This window comes from Klebsiella sp. R445, assembly GCF_051131755.1.
Classification (GTDB): domain Bacteria; phylum Pseudomonadota; class Gammaproteobacteria; order Enterobacterales; family Enterobacteriaceae; genus Klebsiella; species Klebsiella lignicola.
The window spans coordinates 4,762,572-4,788,604 of record NZ_CP180446.1 but is presented as its reverse complement, the minus strand read 5'-3'; the positions used below and the strand labels follow the sequence as shown (position 1 = coordinate 4,788,604).

Sequence of the window (26,033 nt, the reverse complement as noted above, 5' to 3'; positions counted from 1 at the left end):
AGGCCTTACGGGGCGTGGATTTCGCGATTATTATGCCTCCGCACCCTCAAATTAACGTCAAAATCAACCCTTGTACTCAAAAGAATCCTTACTAAAATACTCACCATATAGCGTTTCTTTTATCGACTACCCCCTACATATAGTATTTATCCACAGAGTTAATCACAACGCTGTGCTGTGGATAAATGGGGGGATATTTTTTCTCACGGACAGGTAAAATCCACATGAATCAGAGTCTGCTGGTGACAAAGCGTGACGGTAGCACCGAGCGCATCAATCTCGACAAAATCCATCGCGTACTGGATTGGGCGGCAGAAGGGCTGAATAACGTTTCCATCTCTCAGGTAGAACTGCGTTCCCACATCCAGTTCTATGACGGCATCAAAACCGCTGATATCCACGAAACGATCATCAAGGCCGCCGCGGACCTGATATCTCGCGATGCACCGGATTACCAGTATCTCGCCGCTCGCCTGGCCATCTTCCATCTGCGTAAAAAAGCCTACGGCCAGTTTGAGCCGCCGGCGCTGTTCGACCACGTCTCTAAGATGGTGAAGAACGGCAAATACGACACGCATCTGCTGGAAGACTACACGGAAGAAGAGTTCAAGCAGATGGACGCGTTCATCGTCCACGATCGCGACATGAGCTTCTCCTATGCCGCGGTTAAACAACTGGAAGGCAAATACCTGGTCCAGAACCGTGTTACCGGCGAAATTTACGAGAGCGCCCAGTTCCTCTATATCCTGGTAGCCGCCTGTCTGTTCTCCAACTATCCGCGCGAAACGCGTCTGGATTACATCAAGCGTTTCTACGACGCGGTCTCCACCTTTAAAATCTCGCTGCCGACGCCGATCATGTCCGGCGTGCGTACCCCGACCCGTCAGTTCAGCTCCTGCGTACTGATCGAGTGCGGCGACAGCCTGGACTCCATCAACGCCACCTCCAGCGCGATCGTGAAATACGTTTCCCAGCGTGCCGGTATCGGCATCAACGCCGGTCGCATCCGTGCGCTGGGCAGCCCGATTCGCGGCGGTGAAGCGTTCCACACCGGCTGTATCCCGTTCTACAAGCATTTCCAGACCGCGGTTAAATCCTGCTCTCAGGGCGGCGTTCGCGGCGGGGCTGCAACGCTGTTCTATCCGATGTGGCATCTGGAAGTCGAAAGCCTGCTGGTGCTGAAAAACAACCGTGGTACCGACGCCAACCGCGTGCGTCACATGGACTACGGTGTGCAGATCAACAAGCTGATGTACACCCGTCTGCTGAAAGGCGGCGACATCACCCTGTTCAGCCCGTCTGATGTCCCGGGCCTGTACGATGCCTTCTTTGCCGATCAGGACGAGTTCGAGCGTCTGTACACCCAATACGAACAAGACGACAGCATTCGCAAACAGCGCATCAAAGCGGTTGAACTGTTCTCCCTGATGATGCAGGAACGTGCTTCTACCGGCCGTATCTACATCCAGAACGTTGACCACTGCAACACCCACAGCCCGTTTGACCCGGTTGTTGCCCCAGTGCGCCAGTCCAACCTGTGTCTGGAAATCGCTCTGCCGACCAAACCGCTGGATGACGTCAACGACGAAAACGGCGAAATCGCCCTGTGTACCCTGTCCGCTTTCAACCTTGGCGTTATCAATAGCCTGGACGAGCTGGAAGAGCTGGCGGTCCTGGCGGTTCGTGCGCTGGACGCCCTGCTGGATTATCAGGACTACCCGATCCCGGCGGCCAAACGCGGTGCGATGGGTCGTCGTACTCTGGGTATCGGCGTGATTAACTTCGCCTACTACCTGGCGAAGCACGGCAAACGCTACTCTGACGGCAGCGCCAACAACCTGACGCACAAAACCTTCGAAGCAATTCAGTACTACCTGCTGAAGGCGTCGAACGAGCTGGCGATCGAGCAAGGCGCTTGCCCGTGGTTTAACGAAACCACCTACGCGCAGGGTATCCTGCCGATCGATACCTATAAAAAGGATCTCGATGCTATCGTCAACGAGTCGCTGCATTACGACTGGGAAGCATTGCGTGAATCGATCAAAACCCACGGCCTGCGTAACTCCACGCTCTCCGCACTGATGCCGTCAGAGACCTCCTCGCAGATCTCTAACGCCACCAACGGGATTGAGCCACCGCGCGGTCACGTCAGCATTAAAGCGTCGAAAGACGGCATTCTGCGCCAGGTGGTTCCTGACTACGAATCCCTGCAGGCAAACTACGAGCTGCTGTGGGAAATGCCGAGCAACGACGGCTACCTGCAACTGGTTGGCATCATGCAGAAGTTTATCGACCAGTCGATTTCGGCGAACACCAACTATGACCCGACGCGTTTCCCGTCTGGCAAAGTGCCGATGCAACAGCTGCTGAAAGATTTGCTCAACGCCTATAAATTCGGCGTGAAAACGCTGTACTATCACAACACCCGTGATGGTGCAGAAGATGCCCAGGACGATCTGGCGCCATCCATTCAGGACGACGGCTGCGAAAGCGGCGCATGTAAGATTTAAAACACTCGCCGGGTCGCGCCACGCTCACCCGGCCAGACGTTTTGTAAGCCCGGCACATCCCTGCTGCCGGGCGATACAATTTCAACAGGACCTACATTTAATGGCATATACCACTTTTTCTCAGACCAAAAACGATCAGCTACTTGAGCCGATGTTTTTTGGTCAGTCGGTGAACGTCGCCCGCTACGATCAGCAAAAATATGACATCTTCGAAAAGCTGATCGAAAAGCAACTCTCCTTCTTCTGGCGTCCTGAAGAGGTCGACGTTTCCCGCGACCGTATCGATTACCAGGCGCTGCCGGATCACGAAAAACATATTTTCATCAGCAACCTGAAATACCAGACTCTGCTGGACTCCATCCAGGGCCGTAGCCCGAACGTCGCGCTGCTGCCGCTGATTTCGATTCCGGAGCTGGAAACCTGGGTTGAAACCTGGGCATTCTCAGAGACGATCCACTCGCGCTCCTATACCCATATCATCCGTAACATCGTCAACGACCCGGCAACGGTGTTTGACGATATCGTCACCAACGAGCAGATTCAGAAACGTGCGGAAGGCATTTCCCACTATTACGATACCCTCATCGAGATGACCAGCTACTGGCATCTGCTGGGTGAAGGCACGCACACCGTCAACGGCCAGACCATCACCGTTAACCTGCGTGAACTGAAAAAGAAACTGTACCTGTGCCTGATGAGCGTCAACGCCCTGGAAGCCATCCGTTTCTACGTCAGCTTTGCCTGCTCCTTTGCTTTTGCCGAGCGCAAGCTGATGGAAGGCAACGCTAAAATCATCCGCCTGATCGCCCGTGACGAAGCCCTGCACCTGACCGGCACCCAGCATATGCTGAACCTGCTGCGTTCCGGCGTCGATGACCCGGAGATGGCGGTGATCGCCGAAGAGTGCAAGCAAGAGTGCTATGACCTGTTTGTGCTGGCTGCACAGCAGGAAAAAGAGTGGGCGGATTACCTGTTCCGCGACGGCTCCATGATTGGCCTGAACAAAGACATTCTCTGCCAGTACGTGGAATACATCACCAACATCCGCATGCAGGCGGTCGGGCTCGATCTGCCGTTCCAGACCCGCTCCAACCCGATCCCATGGATCAACACCTGGCTGGTCTCCGACAACGTGCAGGTGGCGCCGCAGGAAGTCGAAGTCAGTTCCTATCTGGTCGGCCAGATCGACGCCGAAGTTGATGCCGATGACCTGAGCAACTTCCAGCTCTGATGAAACGCATTTTTTTGAAGATTTCTGACACTCACCTTGAGTGTCAGGATGAACACCCTTCCCTGCTGGCCGCGCTGGAATCGCATAACATCGACGTGGAATATCAGTGCCGTGCTGGCTATTGCGGCTCCTGCCGCACGCGACTGGTGTCCGGCCAGGTAGACTGGCTGACCGAACCGCTGGCGTTTATCCAGCCCGGCGAGATTTTGCCCTGCTGTTGCCGGGCGCAAGGTGACATCGAAATTGAGATGTAACCAGCGGAAGGAATAGAAGGACTAGAAGGAATAAAGGGAACGCCATGCGTTCCCTTTTTCTTTGTCCTTTATTAACTCTGTTTCAGCTGCTGGTGATGACGTTTTTCGCCGATCATCACCACGATCAGCAGCAGCACCGCCAGCACGCTACCGCCAATCATCACCATAAATCCACCGTCCCAGCCGAAGAAGTCCACTGTATAGCCAACGATAGCGCTGGCCGCCACCGAACCGCCCAGATAACCAAACAGCCCGGTAAAGCCGGCAGCGGTGCCCGCGGCTTTCTTCGGTGCCAGCTCCAGCGCATGCAGACCAATCAGCATGACCGGACCATAGATCAGGAAGCCGATCACAATCATGCAGGCCATATCAACCCCTGGATTGCCCGGCGGGTTCAGCCAGTAAACCACGGTGGCTATCGTCACCAGCGTCATAAAGAACACCCCGGTCGCCCCACGATTTCCTTTAAACACCTTGTCCGACATCCAGCCGCAAATCAGCGTCCCGGGGATCCCGGCATACTCATACAGGAAGTAGGCCCAGGACGATTTATCCAACGCGAAATGCTTCACCTCTTTCAGGTAGGTCGGCGACCAGTCAAGGATGCCGTAGCGCAGCAGATAAACGAACACGTTAGCCACGGCGATATACCACAGCAGCCTGTTCGGCATAATGTACTGGCGGAAGATCTGCCTGGCGGTCAACTCCTGTTCATGCTGTTCGCTGTAGTCGTCCGGGTAGTCGTTTTTATACTCTTCAATCGGCGGCAAGCCGCAGGATTGCGGGGTATCGCGCATCATCGCAAAGGCAAACACCGCCAGCAGTATCGCGCCAAATGCCGGCATATATAGCGCCGCATGCCAGTCGTTAAACCAGGCCATCCCCAGCAGGAACAGCAGCGGCGGGATCCCACCGCCGACGTTATGCGCACAGTTCCACACCGACACAATGCCGCCGCGCTCTTTCTGCGACCACCAGTGCACCATGGTTCGCCCGCAAGGCGGCCAGCCCATCCCCTGGAACCAGCCGCACAGGAACAGCAGCACAAACATCACCATAATGCTGGAGGTGGCCCACGGGACGAAGCCCATCACCAGCATCACCAGCGCCGCCAGAATCAGACCCGCCGGCAGGAAAATGCGCGGATTCGAGCGATCGGATACCGACCCCATGATGAATTTCGAAAATCCATAGGCAATCGAAATCCCCGAAAGCGCGAAACCGAGGTCGCCGCGCGAAAAGCCCTGTTCGACCAGATAGGGCATTGCCAGCGCAAAGTTCTTACGAACCAGATAGTAAGCCGCATAGCCAAAGAAGATACCGATGAAAATCTGCCAGCGCAGGCGGCGGTACATCGGGTCGATCTCCGCCGCCGGTAAGCGCGCTTTATGTGGCGCGGGTTTAAAAATAGTTAACATAACAGCCTCCGTGGCCATGGTTTCTCTGCTGATGAGTTCGATAAGAAAAATCTAATCTAATCACTCACTTCTGATGTGGCGGGATGGTAGGCAAAGCCCGACCCGGATACTGTGAAACATCGCACGCTTTGTTACAAAAATATGACAGAACATTCCATTTTGAGCATAAAATCACATATCCCGAGCAAATTATGCTCGAATATGCTCGAAATCAAACAAACCATAAGCTTTGTATGGCTAAATGGCGTTAAACGAAAGTAGAGGGATCGAAAGATGGCCGAAATCCGTGAGTGTGATGTCATCGTCATCGGCGGTGGCGCAACGGGCGCAGGGATCGCGAGAGACTGTGCACTCCGCGGGCTGCAGGTGACGCTGGTTGAACGTCACGATATTGCCACCGGCGCGACCGGGCGTAACCATGGGCTACTGCACAGCGGCGCCCGTTACGCGGTGACCGATAGTGAATCGGCAAGGGAGTGCATCAGCGAAAACCGGATCCTGCGCCGCATCGCCCGCCACTGCGTTGAACCCACCAACGGGCTGTTTATTACCCTTCCCGAGGACGACCTCGGGTGGCAGCAAACCTTTATCAACGCCTGCCAGCAGGCCGGCATTGACACCCGCCAGCTGTCGCCGGAAGACGCGCGCCGCATGGAGCCCACCGTCAACCCGGCACTGCTCGGCGCCGTGCAGGTGCCCGACGGCACTATCGACCCCTTTCGCCTGTGCGCCGCCAATATGCTGGATGCCCGAGAGCATGGCGCCACCATTCTGACCGGCTGCGAAATTACCGGGCTTATCCGCCAGGGCGCACGCGTCAGCGGCGTGACCTACTACGACACCCAACAGTGCGAAAGCCGCACGCTGCACGCCCGCGTGGTTGTCAATGCCGCCGGGATCTGGGGGCAGCGGATCGCCGAATATGCCGATCTGCGGGTAGCGATGTTCCCGGCCAAGGGATCGCTGCTGATCCTCGACCACCGTATTAACCGCCAGGTTATCAACCGCTGCCGCCAGCCCGCCGATGCCGATATTCTGGTGCCCGGGGATACCATTTCGCTGATTGGCACCACCTCGGTGCATATCGACGACCATGAGATTGATGACAACCGGGTCACCGCGGCCGAGGTCGACATTCTGCTGCGCGAAGGGGAAAAGCTGGCCCCGGTCCTCGGCCGTACCCGGGTGCTGCGCGCCTACTCAGGCGTGCGTCCCCTGGTGGCGAACGATAATGACCCCAGCGGGCGCAGCGTCAGCCGCGGCATTGTGCTGCTCGATCACGCTGCCCGCGACGGCATGGAGGGGTTTATCACCATCACCGGCGGCAAGCTGATGACCTATCGCCTGATGGCGGAATGGGCGACGGATGCGGTGTGCCGCAAGCTCGACCATCAGGTTGCCTGCACCACCGCCGAGACCCCGCTGCCCGGCTCCGCAGAAGCACCGGAGGTGACGGTGAAGAAAATCATCTCGCTCCCCGCACCGCTGCGCGGCTCCGCCCTCTATCGCCACGGCGACCGCACTCCGGCCTGGCTGGGCGATACCCGCCAGCACCGCAGCCTGATCTGCGAATGCGAAATGGTCACCGCCGGTGAAGTGCAGTACGCCGTCGAAAATTTAGCGGTCAACAGCCTGCTCGATTTACGCCGCCGCACGCGTATCGGCATGGGCACCTGCCAGGGAGAGCTGTGCGCCTGCCGGGCCGCCGGACTGCTGCAACGCTTCGATATCACCACCCCGGCACAGTCGTTGACCCAGCTCTCTGAATTTTTAAACGAACGCTGGAAAGGCGTGCAGCCGGTCGCCTGGGGCAATGCGCTGCGGGAAAGTGAATTCACCCGCTGGGTCTACCTCGGACTGTGCGGGCTGCAACAGGAGCATCAGGATGAAATTTGATTGCGTGATTATCGGCGGTGGACTGGCCGGGCTGCTCTGTGGGCTGGCCCTCAATCAATACGGTCAGCGATGCCTGATCGTCAGCCGGGGCCAGAGCGCGCTGCACTTTTCCTCCGCGTCGCTGGATTTGCTCAGCGCCCTTCCCGATGGCGAACGCGTAACCGATGTGGCCCAGGGCATTGCCCGCCTGGCCGAACAGCTTCCCGCGCATCCTTATGCCCGACTCGGCGCAGAGCAGGTCATGCGCTGCGCCGCCCGGACCGAAGCGCTGCTGGCCGCCAGCGGCATTGCGATGCAGGGCGACGCGCACCAGCCGCATTTACGCGTGACGCCGCTGGGCACCCTGCGTCCGGCGTGGCTCTCCCCGCTGGAGGTCCCGGTCGCTCCGCTGCCCGCAGGCCGTGTGGGGGTGGTCGGCATAGAGGGCTTCGCCGACTTCCAGCCGCACCTGGCCGCCGCATCGCTCAGCCAGCAGGGCGTGAACGCCACCGCGACGGAGATCGCCTTAACGATGCTGGATGTTCTGCGCGATAACCCCAGCGAATTTCGCGCCGTCAATATCGCGAGGGTGCTCGACGACGAGCGCCACTGGCCGGCGCTGCTGGCCGCATTACGCCCGCTGGCGCAGTGCCACGAGCTGCTGATCCTGCCCGCCTGTTTCGGCCTGAAAGATGCCGGGCTGTACCGCTGGCTACAGGAGCAGCTTCCCTGCCCGCTGCGCCTGCTGCCCACCTTGCCACCTTCGGTGCCGGGCATGCGTCTGCACAATCAGCTGCAGCGCCGTTTTATTGCCACTGGCGGCACCTGGCTGGCGGGAGACGAAGTCACGCGCATCAGCCATCAGGCCGGGCAAGTGACCGCCGTCTGGACGCGTCAGCACGGCGATGTGTCGCTGCGCCCGCGCTACGTGGTGCTGGCCAGCGGCAGTTTCTTCAGCAATGGCTTAGTCGCCGACAAAAACCTGGTCCGGGAGCCGATTCTCGGCCTCGACCTGCAGCAGATCGCCGGGCGTGAGAACTGGTATCAGCGCGACTTCTTCGCCTCTCAGCCCTGGCAACGCTTCGGCCTGATCACCGACGCGATGCTGCGCCCGCAGCTCGACGGCCAGCCGCTACACAATCTGTTTGCTATTGGCTCGCTGCTGGGCGGTTTCGACCCGATTCAACTGGGGTGCGGCGGCGGAGTGTGTGCAGTGACCGCCCTGCACGTCGCCCGACAGATTCACGAGCTTGCCGGAGGTGCCGCATGAACGATACCCGCTTTGAGAGCTGCATCAAATGTACGGTTTGTACCACTAGCTGTCCGGTCAGCCGGGTCAATCCCCGCTATCCTGGCCCGAAACAGGCGGGGCCGGACGGCGAGCGCCTGCGGCTGAAGGATGGTGCGCTGTATGACGAGGCCTTAAAATATTGTATCAACTGCAAGCGCTGCGAAGTCGCCTGCCCCTCGGATGTCAAGATTGGCGATATTATCCAGCGCGCCCGCGCCCGGTACAGCCAGCAAAAACCGACGCTGCGCGATGCGATCCTCAGCCATACCGACCTGATGGGCACCCTTTCCACCCCGTTTGCCCCGCTGGTCAACGCCACCACCGGGCTCAAACCGGTTCGCCGACTGCTGGATGTTGCGCTAAAAATAGACCATCGCCGCACGCTGCCAAAATATGGCTTTGGTACTTTTCGACGCGCCTACCGCCAGCAGGCGCAGAAACAGGCACAGTTCAGTGAACAGGTGGCGTTCTTCCACGGCTGCTACGTCAACTACAACCACCCGCAGCTCGGGCTCGACCTGCTCCGCGTCCTCAACGCCATGGGCACCGGGGTGCAGTTGCTGAACCGCGAGAAGTGCTGCGGGGTGCCGCTTATCGCCAACGGTTTTGTCGACAAAGCCCGCCGACAGGCGCTGAGCAACGTCGCCGCCATCCGCGAAAAAGCGCTGCCGGTCATCGCCACCTCATCAACCTGCACGTTCACCTTGCGCGACGAGTATCCGCATCTGCTGGACGTTGATAACCACGACGTTCGCGATCGGGTTGAGCTGGCAACCCGCTGGGTCTGGCGCCAGCTCGATGCCGGACGCCCCTTGCCGCTGCGCTCGCTGCCGCTGAAGGTGGTCTACCACACCCCGTGTCATATGGAAAAGATGGGCTGGTCGCTGTATACCCTGGAACTGTTACGGCAGATCCCCGGGCTACAGCTGGAAGTACTGGAGTCTCAGTGCTGCGGGATCGCCGGCACCTACGGATTTAAGTCGGAAAACTACGACGCGTCGCAGGCCATCGGCGCCCCGCTGTTCCAGCATATTGAGCACAGCGGCGCTGATCTGGTGGTCACCGATTGTGAAACCTGCAAATGGCAAATCGAGATGTCCACCAGCAAACGCTGTGAACATCCGATTACGTTACTGGCGCAGGCGTTGGACGCGCCTGCGTGAGGGAGGGTCACTCGACGAACAGCGTCTCCACGACGTTGATCCAGCCATGCTCAGCGGCGACCGGCAGACCGTTCAACCAGCGGCACAGCATATTCAGGGCCATCATCGCGCACACTTCCTGGCGAACCGGCACACTGTAGCGGGTGACGCTGAATTTAACCCGTAGCGCATGGGTGCCGTCCGGCGTCGAAAGGACGATATTCAGGTGATCGGCCTCCTGACCACCGATTGCCAGCGCCAGGCCGGCAAAATGGTTCACCCGACGCTCTGCAGTCCAGCGAGCAGATTGTGCGAGCGACTCGTCCTGCGACGGTACCACTTCGCTGGCCAGCAGCGGCGCACTGGCCCGGGAAAGCTGCAGCGCCAGCAAGCCGCCGGTAAACTGCTCGCTCAGGGTCAGGCTGAGCTGACGCTCCTGCAAACAGCGTGCGATCTGCGCGGGCAGCCCTTCCGTCCCCTCGAAGATCATGCTCTCCCCGGCGACCTTTTTCACTTCCGGCCACAGCGCCAGCATCGCCTCGCGCTGGGCTGCCGGGCCGGTCAGCTTCAGTTCGATGATCGGCATCGACGAGCGATAGCCCATCACCACCCCATCGGGCAACGTCAGCGGATTGAGGCTTTGCGCCAGCTCGCTTTCCGAACGCCCGAAGGTGGTCAGACGCAGGCACAATGGGGGTTCAGTGAGAGAGAAACGGCTGCGCAGTCGCGGTAAAATTTCCTGTTCGACCATCACTTTAAATTCCGACGGCACGCCGGGGGTGAAAAACATCAGACAGCGGTTGAGCTGTACGGCAAAACCGCAGGCCGTGCCAACCGGGTTGTTGATCATCTCGGCGCTGGCGGGAATTTCCGCCTGCTTGCGGTTGCTGTCTACCATCGGGCGCCCGCGTTCAGCAAAAAAGCGCGTCATCGTCTCCAGCCATCCGGCGTGCAGAATCAGCCCTTCCCCTTTTGCGGTAGCCGCCGCCAGCGCGCTCAGGTCATCGCTGGTCGGCCCGAGGCCGCCATTGACGATCAGCACATCGGCGTGTTCACTTCGTTCGCGCAGCACCGCAACCAGCGCATCGAGATCGTCCCCGACGGTGTTACGACGCGTTAATGGTAATCCCTGATTGAAAAAAAAGTCAGCCAGCCACGCGGCGTTGGTGTCGACAATTTGTCCGTGCAACACTTCATCGCCGGTAGAGAGCATTTCCACATTTATCATTTTTGTACTCCTTGCCTGCCAGAAGGAACACTATAGCGTAAGGTGCGGGCGGAGTAGACAGGAATACGGCGCGGAAGAAACCGCGCCGGGGGAGATAATCAGAAGCTGGCGCTGACGCCGACGTACGGACCATCGGCAATCGTATTATCTTTGTTGCCGTCTTTGCCTTCGAGGGTCAGGTAGCGATAACCGGCGGTGATGCTCAGCGGACGCATGACGGTCCAGCTCCCGCCAACGTTAGCTTCCTGATAGCTCTGGATGCCGCTGGAGAGAGAGTCCGGGGAGTAGTAGTAATCGCCGAACAGACGGAAGCTGTCGCCAATTTTCCACTGCAGGCCGCCGCCAACCGCCGCAGCATAGCCTTCATCGCCGCTCTTCGGATTGGTATAAACCCCTTTGCCGCCAACCGTTGCCAGGAATGGCCCCAGCGGGATATTCAGGCCGAGGCCCAGACCGGCTGCATCGCCATCGTTATCGCTATGCATCCAGTTGCCGGTTACTGCCAGACCTGCGGATTCGGTACCGAAACCGACGCCGAGGTTGGTGAAATGCTCACCGGCTTCGCCGGTCACGCTGATCGCATGTGCCGCAGTGGAAACGAACATCACACCAGCCAGACCTAATAAAACGCGCTTTTTCATTTTTTACTCTATCCAGTAAACAAGAATCAAAAAAAGTCCCAAAAACCGCAGAATTGTACTGCCGATCGCAAAGGAATCAATCCACTAAAACAACCTTTACCATCGTGATTGTAACCAGTTGCTTCCGCCAGGATAGCCAACAGGGTCGCAATGAAGCTTGCGATTTAGGTAAGCGGCTCGCACACTGCACCTTCAGGTCATTTTTCTGGCCATTACCTCAAGGAGACTGCCATGCGCCAAAGAACTATCGTCTGCCCGTTGATCCAACATGAAGGGCACTATCTGTTGTGCAAAATGGCGGACGATCGCGGCGTATTCCCCGGTCAATGGGCGCTGTCCGGCGGCGGCGTGGAGCCCGGGGAACGTATCGAAGAGGCGCTGCGCAGAGAGGTCCGCGAAGAGCTGGGAGAGGCCCTGCAACTGGTGAGCATTACCCCGTGGACCTTCAGCGACGACGTCCGGGTGAAAACCTTTGCCGATGGCCATCAGGAAGAGATTTATATGATCTATCTGATCTTCGACTGCATCAGCGCCAATCGCGACGTCACCATCAACGAGGAATTCCAGGAGTACGCGTGGGTTAAGCCGCAGGATTTACCCCTGTATGACCTGAACGTCGCCACCCGCAAAACCTTAACTCTGAAAGGGCTGCTCTGATCGCTTCGACGCCGCGCTCAGAAAGCGCAGGCTGACCTTGAGGCCCCCCAGCGTTTCGCTGCGCTGCAGCTGCGGATGGCTGCGGTGCAGGCGCGCGATATCGTTAACCAGCGCCAGCCCGATGCCGGCACCAGGGTTATCGCCGACGTTCTCCAGACGATGAAACGGCAGCAGCGCCTGCTCAACCTGGCTGTCGTCAATCCCCGGACCGCTATCTTCGATGGTCATCACCACGCTGTTTCCCTCATCGCGCAGGCTCAGGGTCACGGTGCCGTTGGCGGGAGTATAGCGAATGGCGTTGTCGAGCAGGTTCGCGCACAGCTCGCCGAGCAGGACGCCATCGCCCTCAATCAGCACCGCCGCCTGCTCCCCTTCGTAGCCGAGATCGATATGTTTGCTTCTCGCCTGCGGGATCCGAGAAAAACAGCTGTTCTGCGCAATCTCATGCAGATCGACAACCGCAAAGGCCCGCTCTCCCTGCTCTTTGCGCTTCACGCTCGCCAGCTGTAACAGCCGCTCCGTCAGCAGGATCGTACCATCCAGCGTGGTGCGCATGGCCTGCAGGCTTTCGCGCCACAGCTGCGGATCATCGCTGGCTAAGGCAACCGAGGCCTGGGTTTTTAAGACCGCCAGCGGAGTCTTGAGTTGATGGGAAGCGTCGGCACTGAACCGCTCCTGGCGCGAGATCATCACCCGCAGGCGGTCAATGTAGCGGTTGAAGGCCACGATCAGCAGTCGGGTTTCTGACCATGGTAGTAGCTCCGGCAGCGGCGTCAGCAGGCCGGGTTCACGGCGTACCATCAGCGCCGACAGCTGACGCATCGGGCGCAGCACCCGCCGCAGCAGCCAGCCGGTCAACACCAGAGTCAACAGCACCAGCAGTCCCTGGGATACCCACGACGAGAACAGCAGCTGCCCGGCCAGCCATCGCCGCGACTGCAGCGTCTCTGCGATGTAGATTTCCGCCATGCCGACGATCCCACCTTCGTTCACCGGCTGTAACAGGCGCGCCACTCGTATCGCCTGGCCGCGATACTCGGTGTGATAAAACCAGGCTAAGGCCGGATAGAGCTGAGTGCGCGACGTGGAGGGCGGCATGGCGGGCAAATCGTCAAACCCGGAAATCACCTTCCCTTGGGGATCGACCACCTTGTAGTACAGACGATCGTTCATGTTGAGCTCGAAGCTGTCCAGCACCACCCACGGCACGTTGACCTCGAGCTTGCCATGGCGCACCACCAGCCGCTCGGCCACGGTGCGGGCGGAAGAGAGCAAGGTCCGGTCGTAGGCCTGCGTCGCCGCCTGCAGCGCGCTGACGTAGCTGTTAAAGGCGGATAGCCCCCATAAGAGCACCAGCGGCAGGCCGAGAAACAGCAACAGCTGGGCAAACAACGACTGCGGTTTATGCCACTTCATTCCCGCACTCCAGCACATACCCCAGGCCCCGCAGAGTGGTGATCCGCACGTTGCTGTCCTGCAGTTTTTTACGCAAACGGTGAATATAGAGTTCGATACTTTCAGGGCTGACTTCGTCGTTGAGGCTGAAGACCTGTTCAAACAGCTGCTGGCGCGAGACGGGACGCAGGCGGCGAAACATCAGCACCGTCAGCAGCGCCTGCTCGCGGGGCGTCAGCGACAGCATCTCACCGCGCAGTAAAAAATAGCCCTCATCGCGGTACTCCAGCTCGCCAAGCTGCTGAACTTCATGCACCTGCCCTTCGCTGCGCCGCAGCAGCGCCCGCAGCCGGGCGTCCAGCTCCTCCAGCTCAAAGGGTTTCGGCAGATAATCATCGGCGCCGACGTTCAGCCCTTTCACCCGATCCGCCACGGCGCTGCGGGCCGTCAGCAGCAGCACCGGCAGCGTCTGCCCGCGTTTGCGCAGCCGCTGAACCACCTCCAGACCGTCCAGCCCAGGCATGCCGATATCCAGCACCGCCAGCGCGTACTTTTCACTTTGCAGCAGATGGTCTGCCGCCCGGCCATCGAAAACGCAGTCCACGGCAAACCCGCCCTGCACTAACGCTTTTTCCAGCCAGTGGGCCAGCTCGCGGTTATCCTCGGCTAATAAGAGGCGCATTTTTAACATATCTCCATGTTTGTATTGAAATAAATGCTATTTCAATGCCATTTCTTTCCTGCTGCCGATCCGCAGGCTAACCCGCAATACACGGTTAGCGGAACGAGCAGAAAATTGAGCATGTCAAAATGCAACAGACTTGCAACATTTGCCCGACGTAATTGCAAGCGGCCTAACATAAAACCGCGCTACTGCCGGACAGACTCTGGGCAGCATGACGATTAGCGGTAACAGGCCGCCTGCGAAAGCGCTACCCCGTTCCCGAGGATCACCGAGTGCGTCTGGCGTACGGTATGCAGTTCCCAGAATCGCGCAGCAATCTCCGCCGGCGCGACGGTATTGCTTTTGCCCGTGCCGCCAGGCGTACCTTCAACAAAGCCATTCACAATGACCTCGCCAACATGCACGCCGCGTGCTGCCAGGGTGCTGCTGAGGATACCGGTGGCCTTGTGCTGCGCCGCCACGCCGATCGCCAGCGCGGCGTAATCGGTCGCGAAGGCATCGATAAGCGGATCGTCCAGCGCCATAATCCCGCTGGTCACCAGCACGCTGCCTTGCAGGGAGCTCAGATCCTCCAGGCTCGCCTGAACCGCGGCGATAAAGCCGGTCACCCGTAGATGAAAACTCAGGCTCAGATTGGACAGCGCGGTGCTCAGCAGATCACCGTCGACATCGACAAAGGCGTTCCAGTGCAGAATGCCGATTGGCCCGAGCGTGCCACTCACCTGGGCAATGACGCGCCCCGTGGCTTGCAGATCGCTCAGGTCGGCAGGAAAGGCGTGCGCCTCAATCCCCTCTTCAGCCAGCGCCTCCACGGCCTGAGTCAGGCGCCCGGCGTTGCGGGCAATCAGCGCCACGGGGTGCCCCGCGTGACCAAAGCGGCGGGCGACGGCCTGGGAGATACCTGGGCCATAACCGCAAATCAGAATAGTGTGCTTCATAGGTACTCCTCTTTTAAATTCCAACTACAACGTTGGAGTTTATCCTAGTATGCTTTAGCGCTGAGCACAACGTAAAAACAGCGAGGACAACAGACGCCATGGCATGGGATACCGAAGGGACAAAACGCAGGATTCTGGCAGCGGCTGTGAGCGAGTTTGCCCGCTTTGGCCCGGATGGCACCACGGTGGAGAAGATCGCCAAATCGGCGGGAGCCAACAAAGAACGTGTCTACAACTATTTCGGCGACAAGCGTGGGTTATTTACCGCCGTGCTGCGCAGCGAACTGGCTAAAGTGGCACAGGCGGTCCCCATTGATGCCTTAGCCGCCGACGACATTGGCGATTACGCCGGGCGCGCCTACGACTATCACCGTGAGCATCCAGAGTTAAGCCGGTTGATGCGTTGGGAAGGGTTAACGTTTGATGGCGAAGTGCCGGACGAAGCGCAGCGGCGGGAGTATTACAGCGACAAGATTCAGGCAGTAGCAGACGCTCAGAGCCGGGGCGCGCTCACCCAGGCGCTGGCGCCAGACCATCTGGCGTTTCTGATACTGGCGCTGGCGGGATGGTGGTCGGCGGTGCCGCAGGTGGCGCGCATGTTTACCGGCAGTGACGACGCAGCAGAACATGCCAGACGGCGCGCATCGGTGATCGAGGCCGCCCGTCGTCTGGCCGCCGCCCCGTAATCTCGCGGCTCAGGCGGCGACAAAAAACGCGCTACTGCCCGGCCCCTCGGTGCGCCGCTGCCAGCATCTGTTTTTCCATCTCAAGCGTCAGGAAGGTCAGCGTCGCGCCGGAGGTGAATTTCTGGCTGACCTCTCCGGCGATCCCCTGCTCAACCGCCAGGTCATCGACCAGGTTGAGCTTCATCTGAGGCGCTCCTTCGGCAAAATTCAGCTTCTCAAGGTCGACCCAGACAATGTTCGGGCGGGTGGTGGACTCGAAAACAAAGCGTTTTCTGGTCAAGTCAATCACCGTCTGCCACAGGGTCTGAGAGGCATCCGGTTTGCCGGGATCCGGGATGCGAAACGGCTGCGCCGCATTGCGAATGACGCTGAACATTGCCGCGATGGCCTGCACCTGGGTCTGCGGCTGGCTCAGCCGGCTGACGTAGTAACTGGCGCGGGCAAAGCGGTCGCTCGCCAGCGTAGAACCCGGAAGTGGCCTGTCACCACCCAGCCCGTCAATCGTTTTGACCAGTTCAAGCTGGCGGTCGTAGGTCGGCGAGTTGGTCATCACCCGGTAATCCGGGCTGTGGTAGACGCTAGCCTTCCCGCCGCTGTACTCAATGATGCATGAATCTCCGGTGGCATCATCGAGCGCGAGGTGGATAGCCGGCGGGTGCCCGCCGGTGGGATCCGCCAGCTGTACCACCTGAACATCGGAGGTGTCGATCCAGGCGACGGCATCGCCCACCGTGGTGAAGTTGTCGAGGAAGTACTGCAGCCACACCGCCTGGCTCAACTGCGTGCGTGTCGGATCGGGGGTACCATAGTCAGATTCCGCCAGCCATAAGACGTGCCCGGCCAGCCCCTGCTCATTCACCCCGTCGACCGAAATCATGTCAAACGCGGTCGCCACCAGGCTGCCATATTTCGAGGTCCACTTCAGCGTCCCCTGTACACCATCGTCACGAGAGATCCCGCGCGGTTGCGTCCATAAATTGGTCAGCAGATCTTTATGAAAATCCATATTACGCCCAACAATCACCGCACCATTGGCGTCAGGCCAGATAACCCGTGTGCACATTGTCTTCCCCTCTGTTCATTTGGTCTGTCGAACACTGCGTCTTGCTGCCAGCCTCGCCCGCGCCACCAGCGCGGTTCAGTAAGACGACGTTGAGTACTAATATGATTGCATGATCCCACTAATTAATCTGACATCGATATTCACCGGTTCACTTTCTCGCTTTTTCACATCATACCGCTAAATAACGGGGCCAACGCAGACCCCATTATTTTTTTCACGCTACGCGTCACCCCAGACACGTCAATGATCACGTTATCCCCTTGCCGCTAATCCAATTTGGAGAGGTCTATCACATCCTGCAAAGTTGCGCCGCCATTGAAAGGGAAATGAAAGGTTTTTGATTTAACAATTGCGCAACCAAGTCACTCGATATTGGTTCACATAACCACAATAAACAGACCCTGCACCCGATTGAGGAAGCTTATGAACAGACCACTCCTTCGCCATCTTAGCGCGCTTGCGTTATGCCTCTGTACCGCTTCAGCCTGGGCGGTTGAAGCACCGTCTCGTACCGAGTGTATTGCTCCCGCCAAACCGGGCGGCGGCTTTGACCTGACCTGCAAGTTGATTCAGGTCAGCCTGATGGAAACCGGCACCATCAAAAAACCGATGCGCGTCACCTACATGCCCGGCGGCGTCGGCGCGGTGGCCTATAACGCCATTGTCGCGCAGCGTCCCGGCGAACCGGGCACCGTGGTGGCCTTCTCTGGCGGTTCATTACTCAACCTCTCGCAAGGCAAATTTGGCCGCTATGGCGTCGACGATGTGCGCTGGCTGGCCAGCGTCGGCACCGACTACGGCATGATTGCCGTGCGCGCCGACTCGCCGTGGAAAGATTTACCGTCGTTTCTCGCCGCCATGGAGAAAGACCCAGCCAGTATCGTCATCGGTGCCGGTGCTTCTATTGGCAGCCAGGACTGGATGAAAGCCGCGCTGATGGCGCAAAAGGCCAATGTCGATCCCCACAAAATGCGCTACGTCGCATTTGAAGGCGGCGGTGAGCCGGTGACCGCCCTGCTGGGTAATCACGTGCAGGCGGTGTCTGGCGATCTGAGCGAAATGGTGCCGTACCTGCAGGGCAATAAAATCCGCGTCCTGGCGGTCTTCTCCAGCGAGCGCTTACCCGGTGCGCTGGCCAACGTCCCGACCGCCAAAGAGCAGGGCTACGACCTGGTGTGGCCAATTATCCGCGGCTTTTACGTCGGCCCGAAAGTCAGCGATGCCGACTACCAGTGGTGGGTCGATGAATTCGCGAAGCTCCAGCAAACCGAAGAGTTCAAAAAACAGCGTGAACTGCGCGGCCTGTTTGAATTCAACATGAACGGCAAAGAACTGGATAGTTACGTGAAGAAGCAGGTCAACGACTATCGCGAGCAGGCCAAAGCCTTCGGCCTGGCGAAATAATCTACGGGGGTTGCCATGAGCGATCGTATTTTTGCCGGGATCTGGCTGCTGCTATGCATAGGCGGGATGTTCATCGCCTGGCAGATTCACAGTGAGTACTCCTATGAGCCCGTTGGCCCCCGCCCGTTCCCGGTGGGGATTATCGGCCTGATGTTGCTGTGCTCAGTGCTGCTGCTGTTGCGCCGTCCGGATGTGGTGGCCTGGCCCGGACGCCTGGTATTGCAGCGTCTGTTGACCATGGTGGTGGTGCTGATGCTCTACGCGTGGGGCTTTGAATGGCTCGGTTTTCCGCTTGCCACCGCGCTATTAACCGCCGTTATCGGCCTGCTGTTTGGCGCCACGCTCCGTGCGACTGCCGTTGCCGGCGCGGTGATGGGTATCGCCTTATGGTACGCCTTTGACACCCTGCTTGATGTCACCCTGCCGCTTGGCGTCTGGTTAAGTTAACGGAGAAGTTTATGGATACCTGGATTTATCTTTCACAGGGCTTCGCCGTGGCGATGACGCCAACGAACCTGATGATTGCCCTGATCGGCTGTTTCGTGGGGACCATTGTCGGCCTGTTGCCGGGGCTGGGGCCGATTAACGGCGTGGCGATCCTGCTGCCGCTGGCGTTTGCCTTACATCTCCCCGCGGAATCGGCCCTGATCCTGCTGGCCACGGTCTATATTGGCTGCGAGTACGGCGGGCGTATCTCGTCAATCCTGCTCAATGTGCCCGGCGACGCCGCCGCGATCATGACCGCGCTGGATGGCTATCCGATGGCGCAACAAGGGCGCGGTGGCGTGGCGCTGTCGATCTCGGCGGTCAGCTCGTTCGTCGGCTCGTTAATCGCCATTGGCGGCATCATTCTGTTCGCGCCGGTGCTGGCCCAGTGGTCGCTGGCATTTGGCCCGGCAGAGTACTTTGCCTTGATGGTGTTCGCTATCGCCTGCCTGGGCAGCATGATGGCGCAGAACCCGCTGAAGTCGTTCCTCGCCGCGTTAATTGGCTTAGGCCTGGCGACGGTGGGCGTGGATGCCAATACCGGCGTCTACCGTTTCACCTTCGACAGCGTCCACCTCTCCGATGGCGTGCAGTTTATCGTGGTGGTCATCGGGCTGTTCTCAGTATCTGAAATCCTGCTGATGCTGGAAAGCACCAGCGGCGGTCAGACGCTGGTACGTAAAACCGGGCGCATGCTGTTTAATGCCAAAGAAGCCGGTCAGTGCGTCGGGGCGACGTTGCGTTCCTCGGTCGTGGGCTTCTTCGTCGGCATCCTGCCCGGCGCCGGAGCGACGATTGCCAGCGCCATCACCTATATGACCGAGAAAAAGCTCAGCGGTAACAGCGACAACTTCGGCAAGGGCGATATTCGTGGCGTCGCGGCTCCTGAAGCGGCCAACAACGCCTCCGCCTGCGGCTCCTTTATCCCGATGCTGACCCTCGGGGTTCCCGGTTCCGGCACCACGGCGGTAATGATGGGCGCGCTGACGCTGTACAACATCACGCCGGGTCCGGCGATGTTTACCGAACAGCCGGATATCGTCTGGGGATTGATCGCGGCGCTGCTGATCGCCAACGTGATGCTGCTGATCATGAACATTCCGCTGATTGGCCTGTTTACCCGGATGCTGACGATCCCGCTGTGGTTCCTGGTGCCGGCGATTGCCGCAGTATCCGCCGTCGGGGTGTACGCCGTTCACAGCACCACCTTCGATTTACTGCTGATGGTCGGACTGGGCGTACTCGGTTACATCCTACGTAAGATGCATTTCCCGATGTCTCCGCTGATTTTAGGTTTCGTGCTGGGAGAAATGCTCGAGCAAAACCTGCGCCGCGCGCTGTCCATCAGCAACGGCAACCTCGGGATCTTGTGGGGAAGCGGCGTCACTAAAACCCTGCTGTTCCTCGCCATCGCCGTGATTATCGTTCCCCCGGTGCTGCGCTATTTACGCAAGCAGCGCCAGCGCCGCGCCGAGGCGAATCAGGCCTAATCGGGTTCGCGCCCAGCGGTATTAACCCAATCACGTAACGCCCGGCGGGAGATTTTAATCCCGCCGGTTTTTAACGATTCCGGCAGCGTCAGCCAACGTACCGGCTGCTGAAAACGCGCCAGCTTATCCTGGGACCAGGCCGCCAGCGTGGCCATATCGCACCCGACATCACACTCCACCACCGCGACCGGCCGTTGACCAAATTCAACGTCATCCAGCGGCACGATAAACACCTGCTGCACCTGCGGATGGGCCACGATCGTCCGCTCTACCTCTTCAGGCTGAATGCCTTCGCCAGCGCTGAAAAAGAGATTATCCATGCGACCCAGAATAGTGAGCCTGCCGTTGTGTAGCTCACCACGGTCGCGGGTAGCAAACCACCCGGCGTCGTTGAGTAGCGGCAGCATCTCGCCGTCACGCCAGTAGCCGGAGGCCAGGCTATCGCCGCGTAGCCACACTTCACCGTCGACGATTTTCAGCGCCCGGCCGGGCAACGGTTGGCCGACATCAGGTGCGCCGTCAGCCTCTTTGCCACACACCGTCGAGGCAAACTCGGTCAGGCCGTAGCCGCACCAGCAGCGGATCCCTCTGGCGCGGGCCTCGGTGGTCAGCGCCACCGGGATCGCCGCTCCGCCCAGCAGCACCGCTTTCAGGGACACCTCGGCTTCGCTCTTGAGCAGTCGCCACAGCTGCGTTGGCACCAGCGAGGCGTGGCTACAGCCCTGCAGCGCCTGCTCCAGCGGCTGTTTCTCCGCCACCGTCAGGCGGGCCCCCGCCAGCAGCCAGCGCCAGACAATGCCCTGGCCGGAGACGTGAAACAACGGCAGCGACAGCAGCCAGTCATCGTCCGCCGCCAGCGGGATCATCGCCAGCACCCCCTGCGCGCTGGCAAGGTGTGCGTGATATGTGTGTACCGCCGCCTTCGGCAATCCGGTGGAACCGGAGGTCAGCGTCATCGATGCCAGCCGTTCTTCGCGCCACGGTAGCGCGTACTCCCCCACCGCGCGTTGCAGCGCCAGCAACGGATAACCATGGTCCATCGGCTCGCCGTTCAGCACCAGCGCGTGACGGAGGTTCAGAGACGGCAATAGCGCCGCAAGCAGTGAAGCGGGCAGTTGAGGGTTGAGGGGCAGCACCCGGGCGCCGCACTGGAGCAGCGCCAGCCACGCCAGCACGGTGGCGGGTTGATTGTAGGCCCGCAGCAGCACCCCATCGCCTTCGCTCACCCCTTGTTCGCGAAACCCCGATGCCAGCGTATCGATCTCGGCGCACAGCTGATGCCAGCTCAGGATACGGTGGTGTAAACGCAGCGCCGGCGCGTCGCCACGCAGCTGGCGCCAGTGCCGCCACGGACAGTCGCTAAAGGTCACAGCAACGGCTCCAGTTCGTCCAGGCCCAGGCAAGGCAGCGGGCTGTCCGGCCAGGGGCGAATTAGCTGGGCGCGCATCAGCGCCAGGGTGTCGAGGCCGGGGATGGTCTGCGGCGTTAGCCAGGCGGCAATCCGCGCCAGCTGCGACAGCCCGAGGCTCGACTCGATCGATGAACTGATCACCGCCGTTAGCCCCAGCGCGTGGGCGGCCGCCACCTGTTCCTGCACCTTCTGCAGGCTGCCGGTCAGCGTGGGCTTGATCACCAGCGCACGCACCCCTGGCTCCGCCTGAAAACGAAAATCGGCTTCACGCAGACTTTCGTCCCAGGCAATGGCAATACCAGTTTCGGCGGCAAAAGCCCGCGAGTCGTCACGGGTTTTACAGGGTTCTTCGAGGAAGGCGATACGCTGGCGATAGTCCGGGTTGACGTATTTGGCGAACTGTTGCGCTTTCAGCGGCGTCCAGGCACGGTTGGCGTCGAGACGCAGCGTCAGCTCGGGGATCGCCTCCAGCAGCAGGTTCACCACCATGCCATCACGGACCGCCTCATACAGCCCGACCTTAACCTTCGCCACTTTTTCGCCGGGCAGGCTCGCCAGCCTGGCGAACAGCTCATCCGGGTCACCGCTACATAGCGGCACCGCACGATAATCCGCCGACGTCGGCAGCTCATCGTTCAGCTCTGCCAGCGCACAGCTGACGCCGAAAGCCACGGAAGGCAGCGATGGCCCGGCGATCTCCTCGCCCCGTCGCCAGGCTTGCGCCCACGTCAGCAGCGCAGATTCCGCCGCTTCCAGCGACTCATGACTAAACCCCGGCAGCGGCGCAATTTCACCCCAGCCCGTGCGTTCACCCTCCTGCAGACGAATGAACAGCCCATCGCGAGTTTTTAACCGCCGTTCGCGCAGCACCACACCCGCGTCCATCGGTACCTGCCAGCGGTAAACCTGCGCCTGACGCATTATGGATTCCGTTTAAATTTGCTGAAGTCCGGCTGACGCTTCTGATTAAAGGCGTTGCGCCCTTCCTGACCTTCTTCAGTCATATAGAACAGCATGGTGGCATTGCCCGCCAGCTCCTGCAGACCCGCCTGACCGTCGCAGTCTGCGTTCAGGGCCGCCTTCAGGCAACGCAGCGCCATCGGGCTGTTTTGCAGCATTTCGCGGCACCAGCGGACGGTCTCTTTTTCCAGATCTGCCAGCGGAACCACGGTGTTGACCAGCCCCATGTCTAGCGCCTGCTGAGCGTCGTACTGACGGCACAGGAACCAGATTTCCCGCGCTTTTTTCTGCCCGACGATCCGCGCCATATAGGATGCGCCCCAGCCGCCGTCGAACGAGCCGACTTTAGGGCCGGTCTGGCCGAAAATGGCATTCTCTGCGGCAATCGTCAGGTCACACATCATGTGCAGCACGTGGCCGCCACCGATGGAGAACCCGGCGACCATCGCCACAATCGGTTTCGGGCAGGTACGGATTTGACGCTGGAAGTCGAGCACGTTGAGGTGATGCACCCCGGAGTCATCCTGGTAGCCGCCGTAATCGCCGCGCACTTTCTGGTCACCGCCGGCGCAGAACGCTTTATCGCCTTCGCCGGTCAGGATGATGACGCCAATATTGTCGTCATAGCGGGCGTCGGATAGCGCATGAATCATCTCTTTCACCGTCAGCGGACGGAACGCGTTGCGTACTTCCGGGCGGTTGATGGTGATTTTGGCAATCCCGTCCGTCGATTTCTGGTAGCGAATGTCGGTGTAGCCTTCGGAGCAATCGTGCCATTCCACAGGGGCGTACAGCATGGCTTCATCAAGAGAGAGCATAGGATGTCCTTTGGTTAATTCGTTAATAGCTGCGCCAGACAAGCGGCGACTGCAGCGGGGTTGTCCCGATGCGCGTTATGTCCGGCATGATCGATAATATGCGTCGTTGCCCCCGTGTCACTCGCGAGGGCGCGAAATTTGGCGTCGTATTCGCCGCAAAGATAATGAAAAGCGTAGCGTCGGGTGTGCAGAGCTGCACGCAGGTCCGGCTGCACGGCCAGAGAAGTGGCCTCCAGCATCGCGGCGAGATTCTCACCGCTGTTGTGGCTACGCAGCGTCACCAGCGCCTGGCGCTGGGTAGCGCTCAGAGAGGCGAACACCGGCTGTTGATACCAGTCGGCAAAGACTTCGGCGAGCGGCTGCTGGCGAAAGCGCGCTGCCCAGGCGCTGTCGGCCTGATAGCGTTGGTGACGTTGGTGGTCATCCTGTAATCCGGGATGGCCGCCCTCCACCACCAGCCCGCGCAGCCCGTGTCGCGGCTGGCTGGCAAAGACCATTGCGATACGTCCGCCCAGCGAGTAGCCAATCAGCCAGTAATCCTGCACCTGATGGTGCGCGAGGGTCTGCTCCAGCAGCTGGCAGACATCAGCAAAACCGCTGACCGCCACCTCCCGCGAGCCGCCGTGGCCCGGCAGGTCAAGATACAGCCGGGGCCAGGCCGCGAACCGCTGGCCCACCGTTTGCCACTCCCGGCAGTCGCCGGAAAAACCGTGCAAAAAGACCAGCCAGGGATAACCCGCCTGACCTTGTTGGCACACGGCATGCAGCGTCACAGGCGGCTGACCTGCGCCAGCAGCGCTTGCAACGTCTGTGTCCCCTGGGTTTCTTCCACCACCAGCTCGACAACCGTAGCACCTGGCTGTCGCCATGCGCCGGCCAGCACCGCTTCCAGCGCCTCCCAGCTTGTCGGGCGATGGTAATTGAGGCCAAACATGGCCGCCGCATGGTCGAAATTCACCTCCTGCGGCATCAGATAAAACTGGCGTCGTTCATCCTGCGGCGTCGGTAGCAGAGAAAATATCTGCCCGCCGTTGTTGTTAACCACCATCAGCACCAGCGGCGCGGAGGCCTGACGCAGCAGCGCCAGCGAGTTCAGATCGTAGAGCGCCGAGAGATCGCCGACGATCGCAAGTAGAGGACGCGCGCTGGCCCGCTGGACACCAGCCGCCGTCGCCAGCAGACCATCGATACCGCTGGCCCCGCGATTGCTATAGACCGGATAACCTGCCGGAAGCTGCGACAGCGCATCAATCAAGCGCACCACCAGGCTGTTGCCAACAAACAACTGCCCCTGTTCCGGAAGGTAGCGCGCGATCCTGTGAGCCAGCTGGGCTTCACCAAAGGTCTCGCTATTGTCAACTGCGGCCTGCCAGGCCTGGCGGGAGAGCGTCGGGATAATTGTTGCCCACGGCTGACGGCTTTCCGCCGGATGCAGATCCAGCCACCGATCCACCGCGCATACCAGACGACGGCCACGGTGATGAGCCGGATCCAGTCGTCCGGGCAGATTATCCACCACCCAGTATTCGTCAGGTTCACAGGTCGCCTGCCACTGCAGCAGCCGTTTACCGGTCAGGCTGCTGCCCAGTTGGACCACGATTTGCGCCTGCTGCAGTTCGCTGACCGCGTTGCCGTTCCCCAGCCATAGATCGGCGCAGGGCAGCGGCTGCCCGGTTTGCGACAGTACGTCGCCAATCAGCGGCCAGCCGAGGGTTTTGGCCCACGCCGCCACTTTCACTCCTTCGCTGGCGCTCATGCGACCGGCGACGACCACGCCGCGCTTTTGCCGCCAGAAGAACCAGTCGCGTTGCTTCTCGCTTTCCAGCTGCAGCGACTGCCGCAGCCAGGGTTTATCGCTCTGCCACCAGCTACCAAGTTGCTGCTGCCACGCCACGCCGGTCTCGTCCATATCACCGTACAGCGGTTCGGCGAACGGACAGTTGATATGGACACCGCCGGTGTGCAGCTCACCCAGCGCCTGATCAATCGTCGAGACCAGCCAGCGGGCTGGAATATCCTGCGACGGGCGCGGCAGCGACAGCGTCTGCGACGGATGGGAAGCAAACATCCCCGGCTGGCGGATCGCCTGGTTGGCGCCGCAGTCAATCAGCTCCGGAGGGCGGTCAGCGGTCAGTAAAATCAGTTTTTCACCGGTCAACCCGGCTTCAATCAACGCCGGGTAGAGATTGGCCGTTGCCGTGCCGGAGGTGACAATCACCGCCACCGGCTGACGGCTGGCTTTTGCCAGTCCCAGTGCCAGATGACCCAGCCCGCGCTCATCGAAATGGGTGTGGGGGATCAATGCGCGGTTGGCCGCCGCGGCCAGGGTTAAGGGTGTCGAGCGCGAACCAGGCGCAATGCAGATATGCTGCACGCCGTGGCGGGTTAATGCTTCGAGGATCACCGCCGCCCAGCGTCGGTTAAATGCGCTTACTGACATGAAATTGTCC

The 26,033-nt window shown here is 60.0% G+C and carries 23 protein-coding genes; 11 read left to right on the top strand and 12 right to left on the bottom strand.

Going from position 1 to position 26,033, the window contains the following annotated elements; translation table 11 throughout:
• Positions 1-224 precede the first annotated feature (224 nt).
• From nrdA to yfaE, 3 genes are all read left to right on the top strand, one after another.
• Complete coding sequence (gene nrdA / locus ACMYSN_RS22640) at positions 225-2,510, top strand: ribonucleoside-diphosphate reductase subunit alpha (RefSeq protein ID WP_462496238.1); 2,286 nt, start codon at positions 225-227, stop codon at positions 2,508-2,510.
• 100 nt (positions 2,511-2,610) lie between these two features.
• Complete coding sequence (gene nrdB / locus ACMYSN_RS22635) at positions 2,611-3,741, top strand: ribonucleotide-diphosphate reductase subunit beta (RefSeq protein ID WP_462496237.1); 1,131 nt, start codon at positions 2,611-2,613, stop codon at positions 3,739-3,741.
• The gene (gene yfaE, locus ACMYSN_RS22630) at positions 3,741-3,995 is read left to right on the top strand and encodes a ferredoxin-like diferric-tyrosyl radical cofactor maintenance protein YfaE (protein WP_462496236.1); all 255 of its coding nucleotides are present in this window, start codon (positions 3,741-3,743) and stop codon (positions 3,993-3,995) included. Before nrdB ends, yfaE begins: the two co-directional genes overlap by 1 nt.
• A 71-nt stretch (positions 3,996-4,066) precedes the next feature.
• Here yfaE and glpT read toward each other — a convergent pair whose 3' ends face one another.
• Positions 4,067-5,413, bottom strand: a complete 1,347-nt coding sequence (gene glpT / locus ACMYSN_RS22625; RefSeq protein WP_462496235.1) for a glycerol-3-phosphate transporter — start codon at positions 5,411-5,413, stop codon at positions 4,067-4,069.
• Positions 5,414-5,686: 273 nt separating this feature from the next.
• Between glpT and glpA the strand changes: the two genes are divergently transcribed.
• The 3 genes from glpA to glpC are packed head-to-tail and all read left to right on the top strand — an operon-like array spanning position 5,687 to position 9,742.
• Positions 5,687-7,309: an anaerobic glycerol-3-phosphate dehydrogenase subunit A gene (gene glpA, locus ACMYSN_RS22620; RefSeq protein ID WP_462496234.1), complete on the top strand. Its 1,623-nt coding sequence runs from the start codon at positions 5,687-5,689 to the stop codon at positions 7,307-7,309.
• A complete protein-coding gene (glpB, locus tag ACMYSN_RS22615; RefSeq protein ID WP_462496233.1) occupies positions 7,299-8,558 on the top strand; it encodes an anaerobic glycerol-3-phosphate dehydrogenase subunit B in 1,260 nt (419 codons plus the stop codon). The genes glpA and glpB overlap by 11 nt, the downstream gene beginning before the upstream one ends.
• Positions 8,555-9,742 carry an anaerobic glycerol-3-phosphate dehydrogenase subunit GlpC gene (gene glpC / locus ACMYSN_RS22610; RefSeq protein ID WP_462496232.1) on the top strand — a complete coding sequence of 396 codons (1,188 nt, stop codon included), beginning with the start codon at positions 8,555-8,557 and terminating at the stop codon, positions 9,740-9,742. The genes glpB and glpC overlap by 4 nt, the downstream gene beginning before the upstream one ends.
• 7 nt (positions 9,743-9,749) lie before the next feature.
• Here the strand turns inward: glpC and ACMYSN_RS22605 are convergent, their stop codons facing one another.
• On the bottom strand, positions 9,750-10,949 hold the full coding sequence (locus ACMYSN_RS22605) for a competence/damage-inducible protein A (RefSeq protein WP_462496231.1): 1,200 nt from the start codon (positions 10,947-10,949) through the stop codon (positions 9,750-9,752).
• Between the two features lie 98 nt (positions 10,950-11,047).
• Positions 11,048-11,590 (bottom strand): YfaZ family outer membrane protein, encoded by a 543-nt coding sequence (locus ACMYSN_RS22600; protein WP_123755210.1) that lies wholly within the window; start codon positions 11,588-11,590, stop codon positions 11,048-11,050.
• 231 nt (positions 11,591-11,821) lie between these two features.
• Between ACMYSN_RS22600 and nudI the strand changes: the two genes are divergently transcribed.
• Positions 11,822-12,247, top strand: coding sequence for a nucleoside triphosphatase NudI (nudI, locus tag ACMYSN_RS22595; protein ID WP_462496230.1), 426 nt, complete (start codon positions 11,822-11,824; stop codon positions 12,245-12,247).
• On the opposite strand, the gene ACMYSN_RS22590 is transcribed toward nudI, so the two are convergent.
• The 3 genes from ACMYSN_RS22590 to ACMYSN_RS22580 all read right to left on the bottom strand — a co-directional run bounded on the left by ACMYSN_RS22590 (position 12,224) and on the right by ACMYSN_RS22580 (position 15,265).
• Positions 12,224-13,663, bottom strand: coding sequence for a sensor histidine kinase (locus ACMYSN_RS22590; RefSeq protein ID WP_462496229.1), 1,440 nt, complete (start codon positions 13,661-13,663; stop codon positions 12,224-12,226). The two genes, nudI and ACMYSN_RS22590, sit on opposite strands and share 24 nt — an antisense overlap.
• Positions 13,650-14,324 (bottom strand): transcriptional regulator TctD, encoded by a 675-nt coding sequence (gene tctD / locus ACMYSN_RS22585; protein WP_123755524.1) that lies wholly within the window; start codon positions 14,322-14,324, stop codon positions 13,650-13,652. Before tctD ends, ACMYSN_RS22590 begins: the two co-directional genes overlap by 14 nt.
• Before the next feature lie 221 nt (positions 14,325-14,545).
• Entirely contained in the window at positions 14,546-15,265 is a 720-nt protein-coding gene (locus ACMYSN_RS22580) for an SDR family NAD(P)-dependent oxidoreductase (protein ID WP_462496228.1), read from the bottom strand.
• Between the two features lie 146 nt (positions 15,266-15,411).
• Here ACMYSN_RS22580 and ACMYSN_RS22575 point away from each other — a divergent pair, with 146 nt between their 5' ends.
• Positions 15,412-15,951, top strand: a complete 540-nt coding sequence (locus ACMYSN_RS22575; protein ID WP_462496227.1) for a TetR/AcrR family transcriptional regulator — start codon at positions 15,412-15,414, stop codon at positions 15,949-15,951.
• 31 nt (positions 15,952-15,982) lie between these two features.
• Here the strand turns inward: ACMYSN_RS22575 and ACMYSN_RS22570 are convergent, their stop codons facing one another.
• On the bottom strand, positions 15,983-17,014 hold the full coding sequence (locus ACMYSN_RS22570) for a linear amide C-N hydrolase (protein ID WP_462496226.1): 1,032 nt from the start codon (positions 17,012-17,014) through the stop codon (positions 15,983-15,985).
• A 423-nt stretch (positions 17,015-17,437) separates the two neighbouring features.
• On the opposite strand from ACMYSN_RS22570, the gene ACMYSN_RS22565 reads away from it, so the two are divergent.
• Genes ACMYSN_RS22565 through ACMYSN_RS22555 form a run of 3 tightly spaced genes read left to right on the top strand, consistent with a single transcriptional unit; the run spans position 17,438 to position 20,394 of the window.
• Positions 17,438-18,418: a Bug family tripartite tricarboxylate transporter substrate binding protein gene (locus ACMYSN_RS22565; RefSeq protein ID WP_123755214.1), complete on the top strand. Its 981-nt coding sequence runs from the start codon at positions 17,438-17,440 to the stop codon at positions 18,416-18,418.
• A 15-nt stretch (positions 18,419-18,433) separates the two neighbouring features.
• Positions 18,434-18,865: a tripartite tricarboxylate transporter TctB family protein gene (locus ACMYSN_RS22560; RefSeq protein ID WP_462496225.1), complete on the top strand. Its 432-nt coding sequence runs from the start codon at positions 18,434-18,436 to the stop codon at positions 18,863-18,865.
• An 11-nt stretch (positions 18,866-18,876) separates the two neighbouring features.
• The gene (locus ACMYSN_RS22555; protein WP_123755216.1) at positions 18,877-20,394 is read left to right on the top strand and encodes a tripartite tricarboxylate transporter permease; all 1,518 of its coding nucleotides are present in this window, start codon (positions 18,877-18,879) and stop codon (positions 20,392-20,394) included.
• Here ACMYSN_RS22555 and menE read toward each other — a convergent pair.
• Genes menE through menD form a run of 5 tightly spaced genes read right to left on the bottom strand, consistent with a single transcriptional unit; the run spans position 20,391 to position 26,023 of the window.
• Positions 20,391-21,764: a 2-succinylbenzoate--CoA ligase gene (gene menE, locus ACMYSN_RS22550; RefSeq protein ID WP_462496224.1), complete on the bottom strand. Its 1,374-nt coding sequence runs from the start codon at positions 21,762-21,764 to the stop codon at positions 20,391-20,393. The genes ACMYSN_RS22555 and menE overlap by 4 nt on opposite strands.
• Positions 21,761-22,726 carry an o-succinylbenzoate synthase gene (gene menC / locus ACMYSN_RS22545; protein WP_462496223.1) on the bottom strand — a complete coding sequence of 322 codons (966 nt, stop codon included), beginning with the start codon at positions 22,724-22,726 and terminating at the stop codon, positions 21,761-21,763. Before menC ends, menE begins: the two co-directional genes overlap by 4 nt.
• Positions 22,726-23,583 (bottom strand): 1,4-dihydroxy-2-naphthoyl-CoA synthase, encoded by an 858-nt coding sequence (gene menB / locus ACMYSN_RS22540; RefSeq protein WP_123755219.1) that lies wholly within the window; start codon positions 23,581-23,583, stop codon positions 22,726-22,728. The genes menC and menB overlap by 1 nt, the downstream gene beginning before the upstream one ends.
• A 14-nt stretch (positions 23,584-23,597) precedes the next feature.
• Positions 23,598-24,356, bottom strand: a complete 759-nt coding sequence (gene menH, locus ACMYSN_RS22535; protein ID WP_462496222.1) for a 2-succinyl-6-hydroxy-2,4-cyclohexadiene-1-carboxylate synthase — start codon at positions 24,354-24,356, stop codon at positions 23,598-23,600.
• The gene (menD, locus tag ACMYSN_RS22530) at positions 24,353-26,023 is read right to left on the bottom strand and encodes a 2-succinyl-5-enolpyruvyl-6-hydroxy-3-cyclohexene-1-carboxylate synthase (protein WP_462496221.1); all 1,671 of its coding nucleotides are present in this window, start codon (positions 26,021-26,023) and stop codon (positions 24,353-24,355) included. The genes menH and menD overlap by 4 nt, the downstream gene beginning before the upstream one ends.
• Positions 26,024-26,033: the final 10 nt, after the last annotated feature.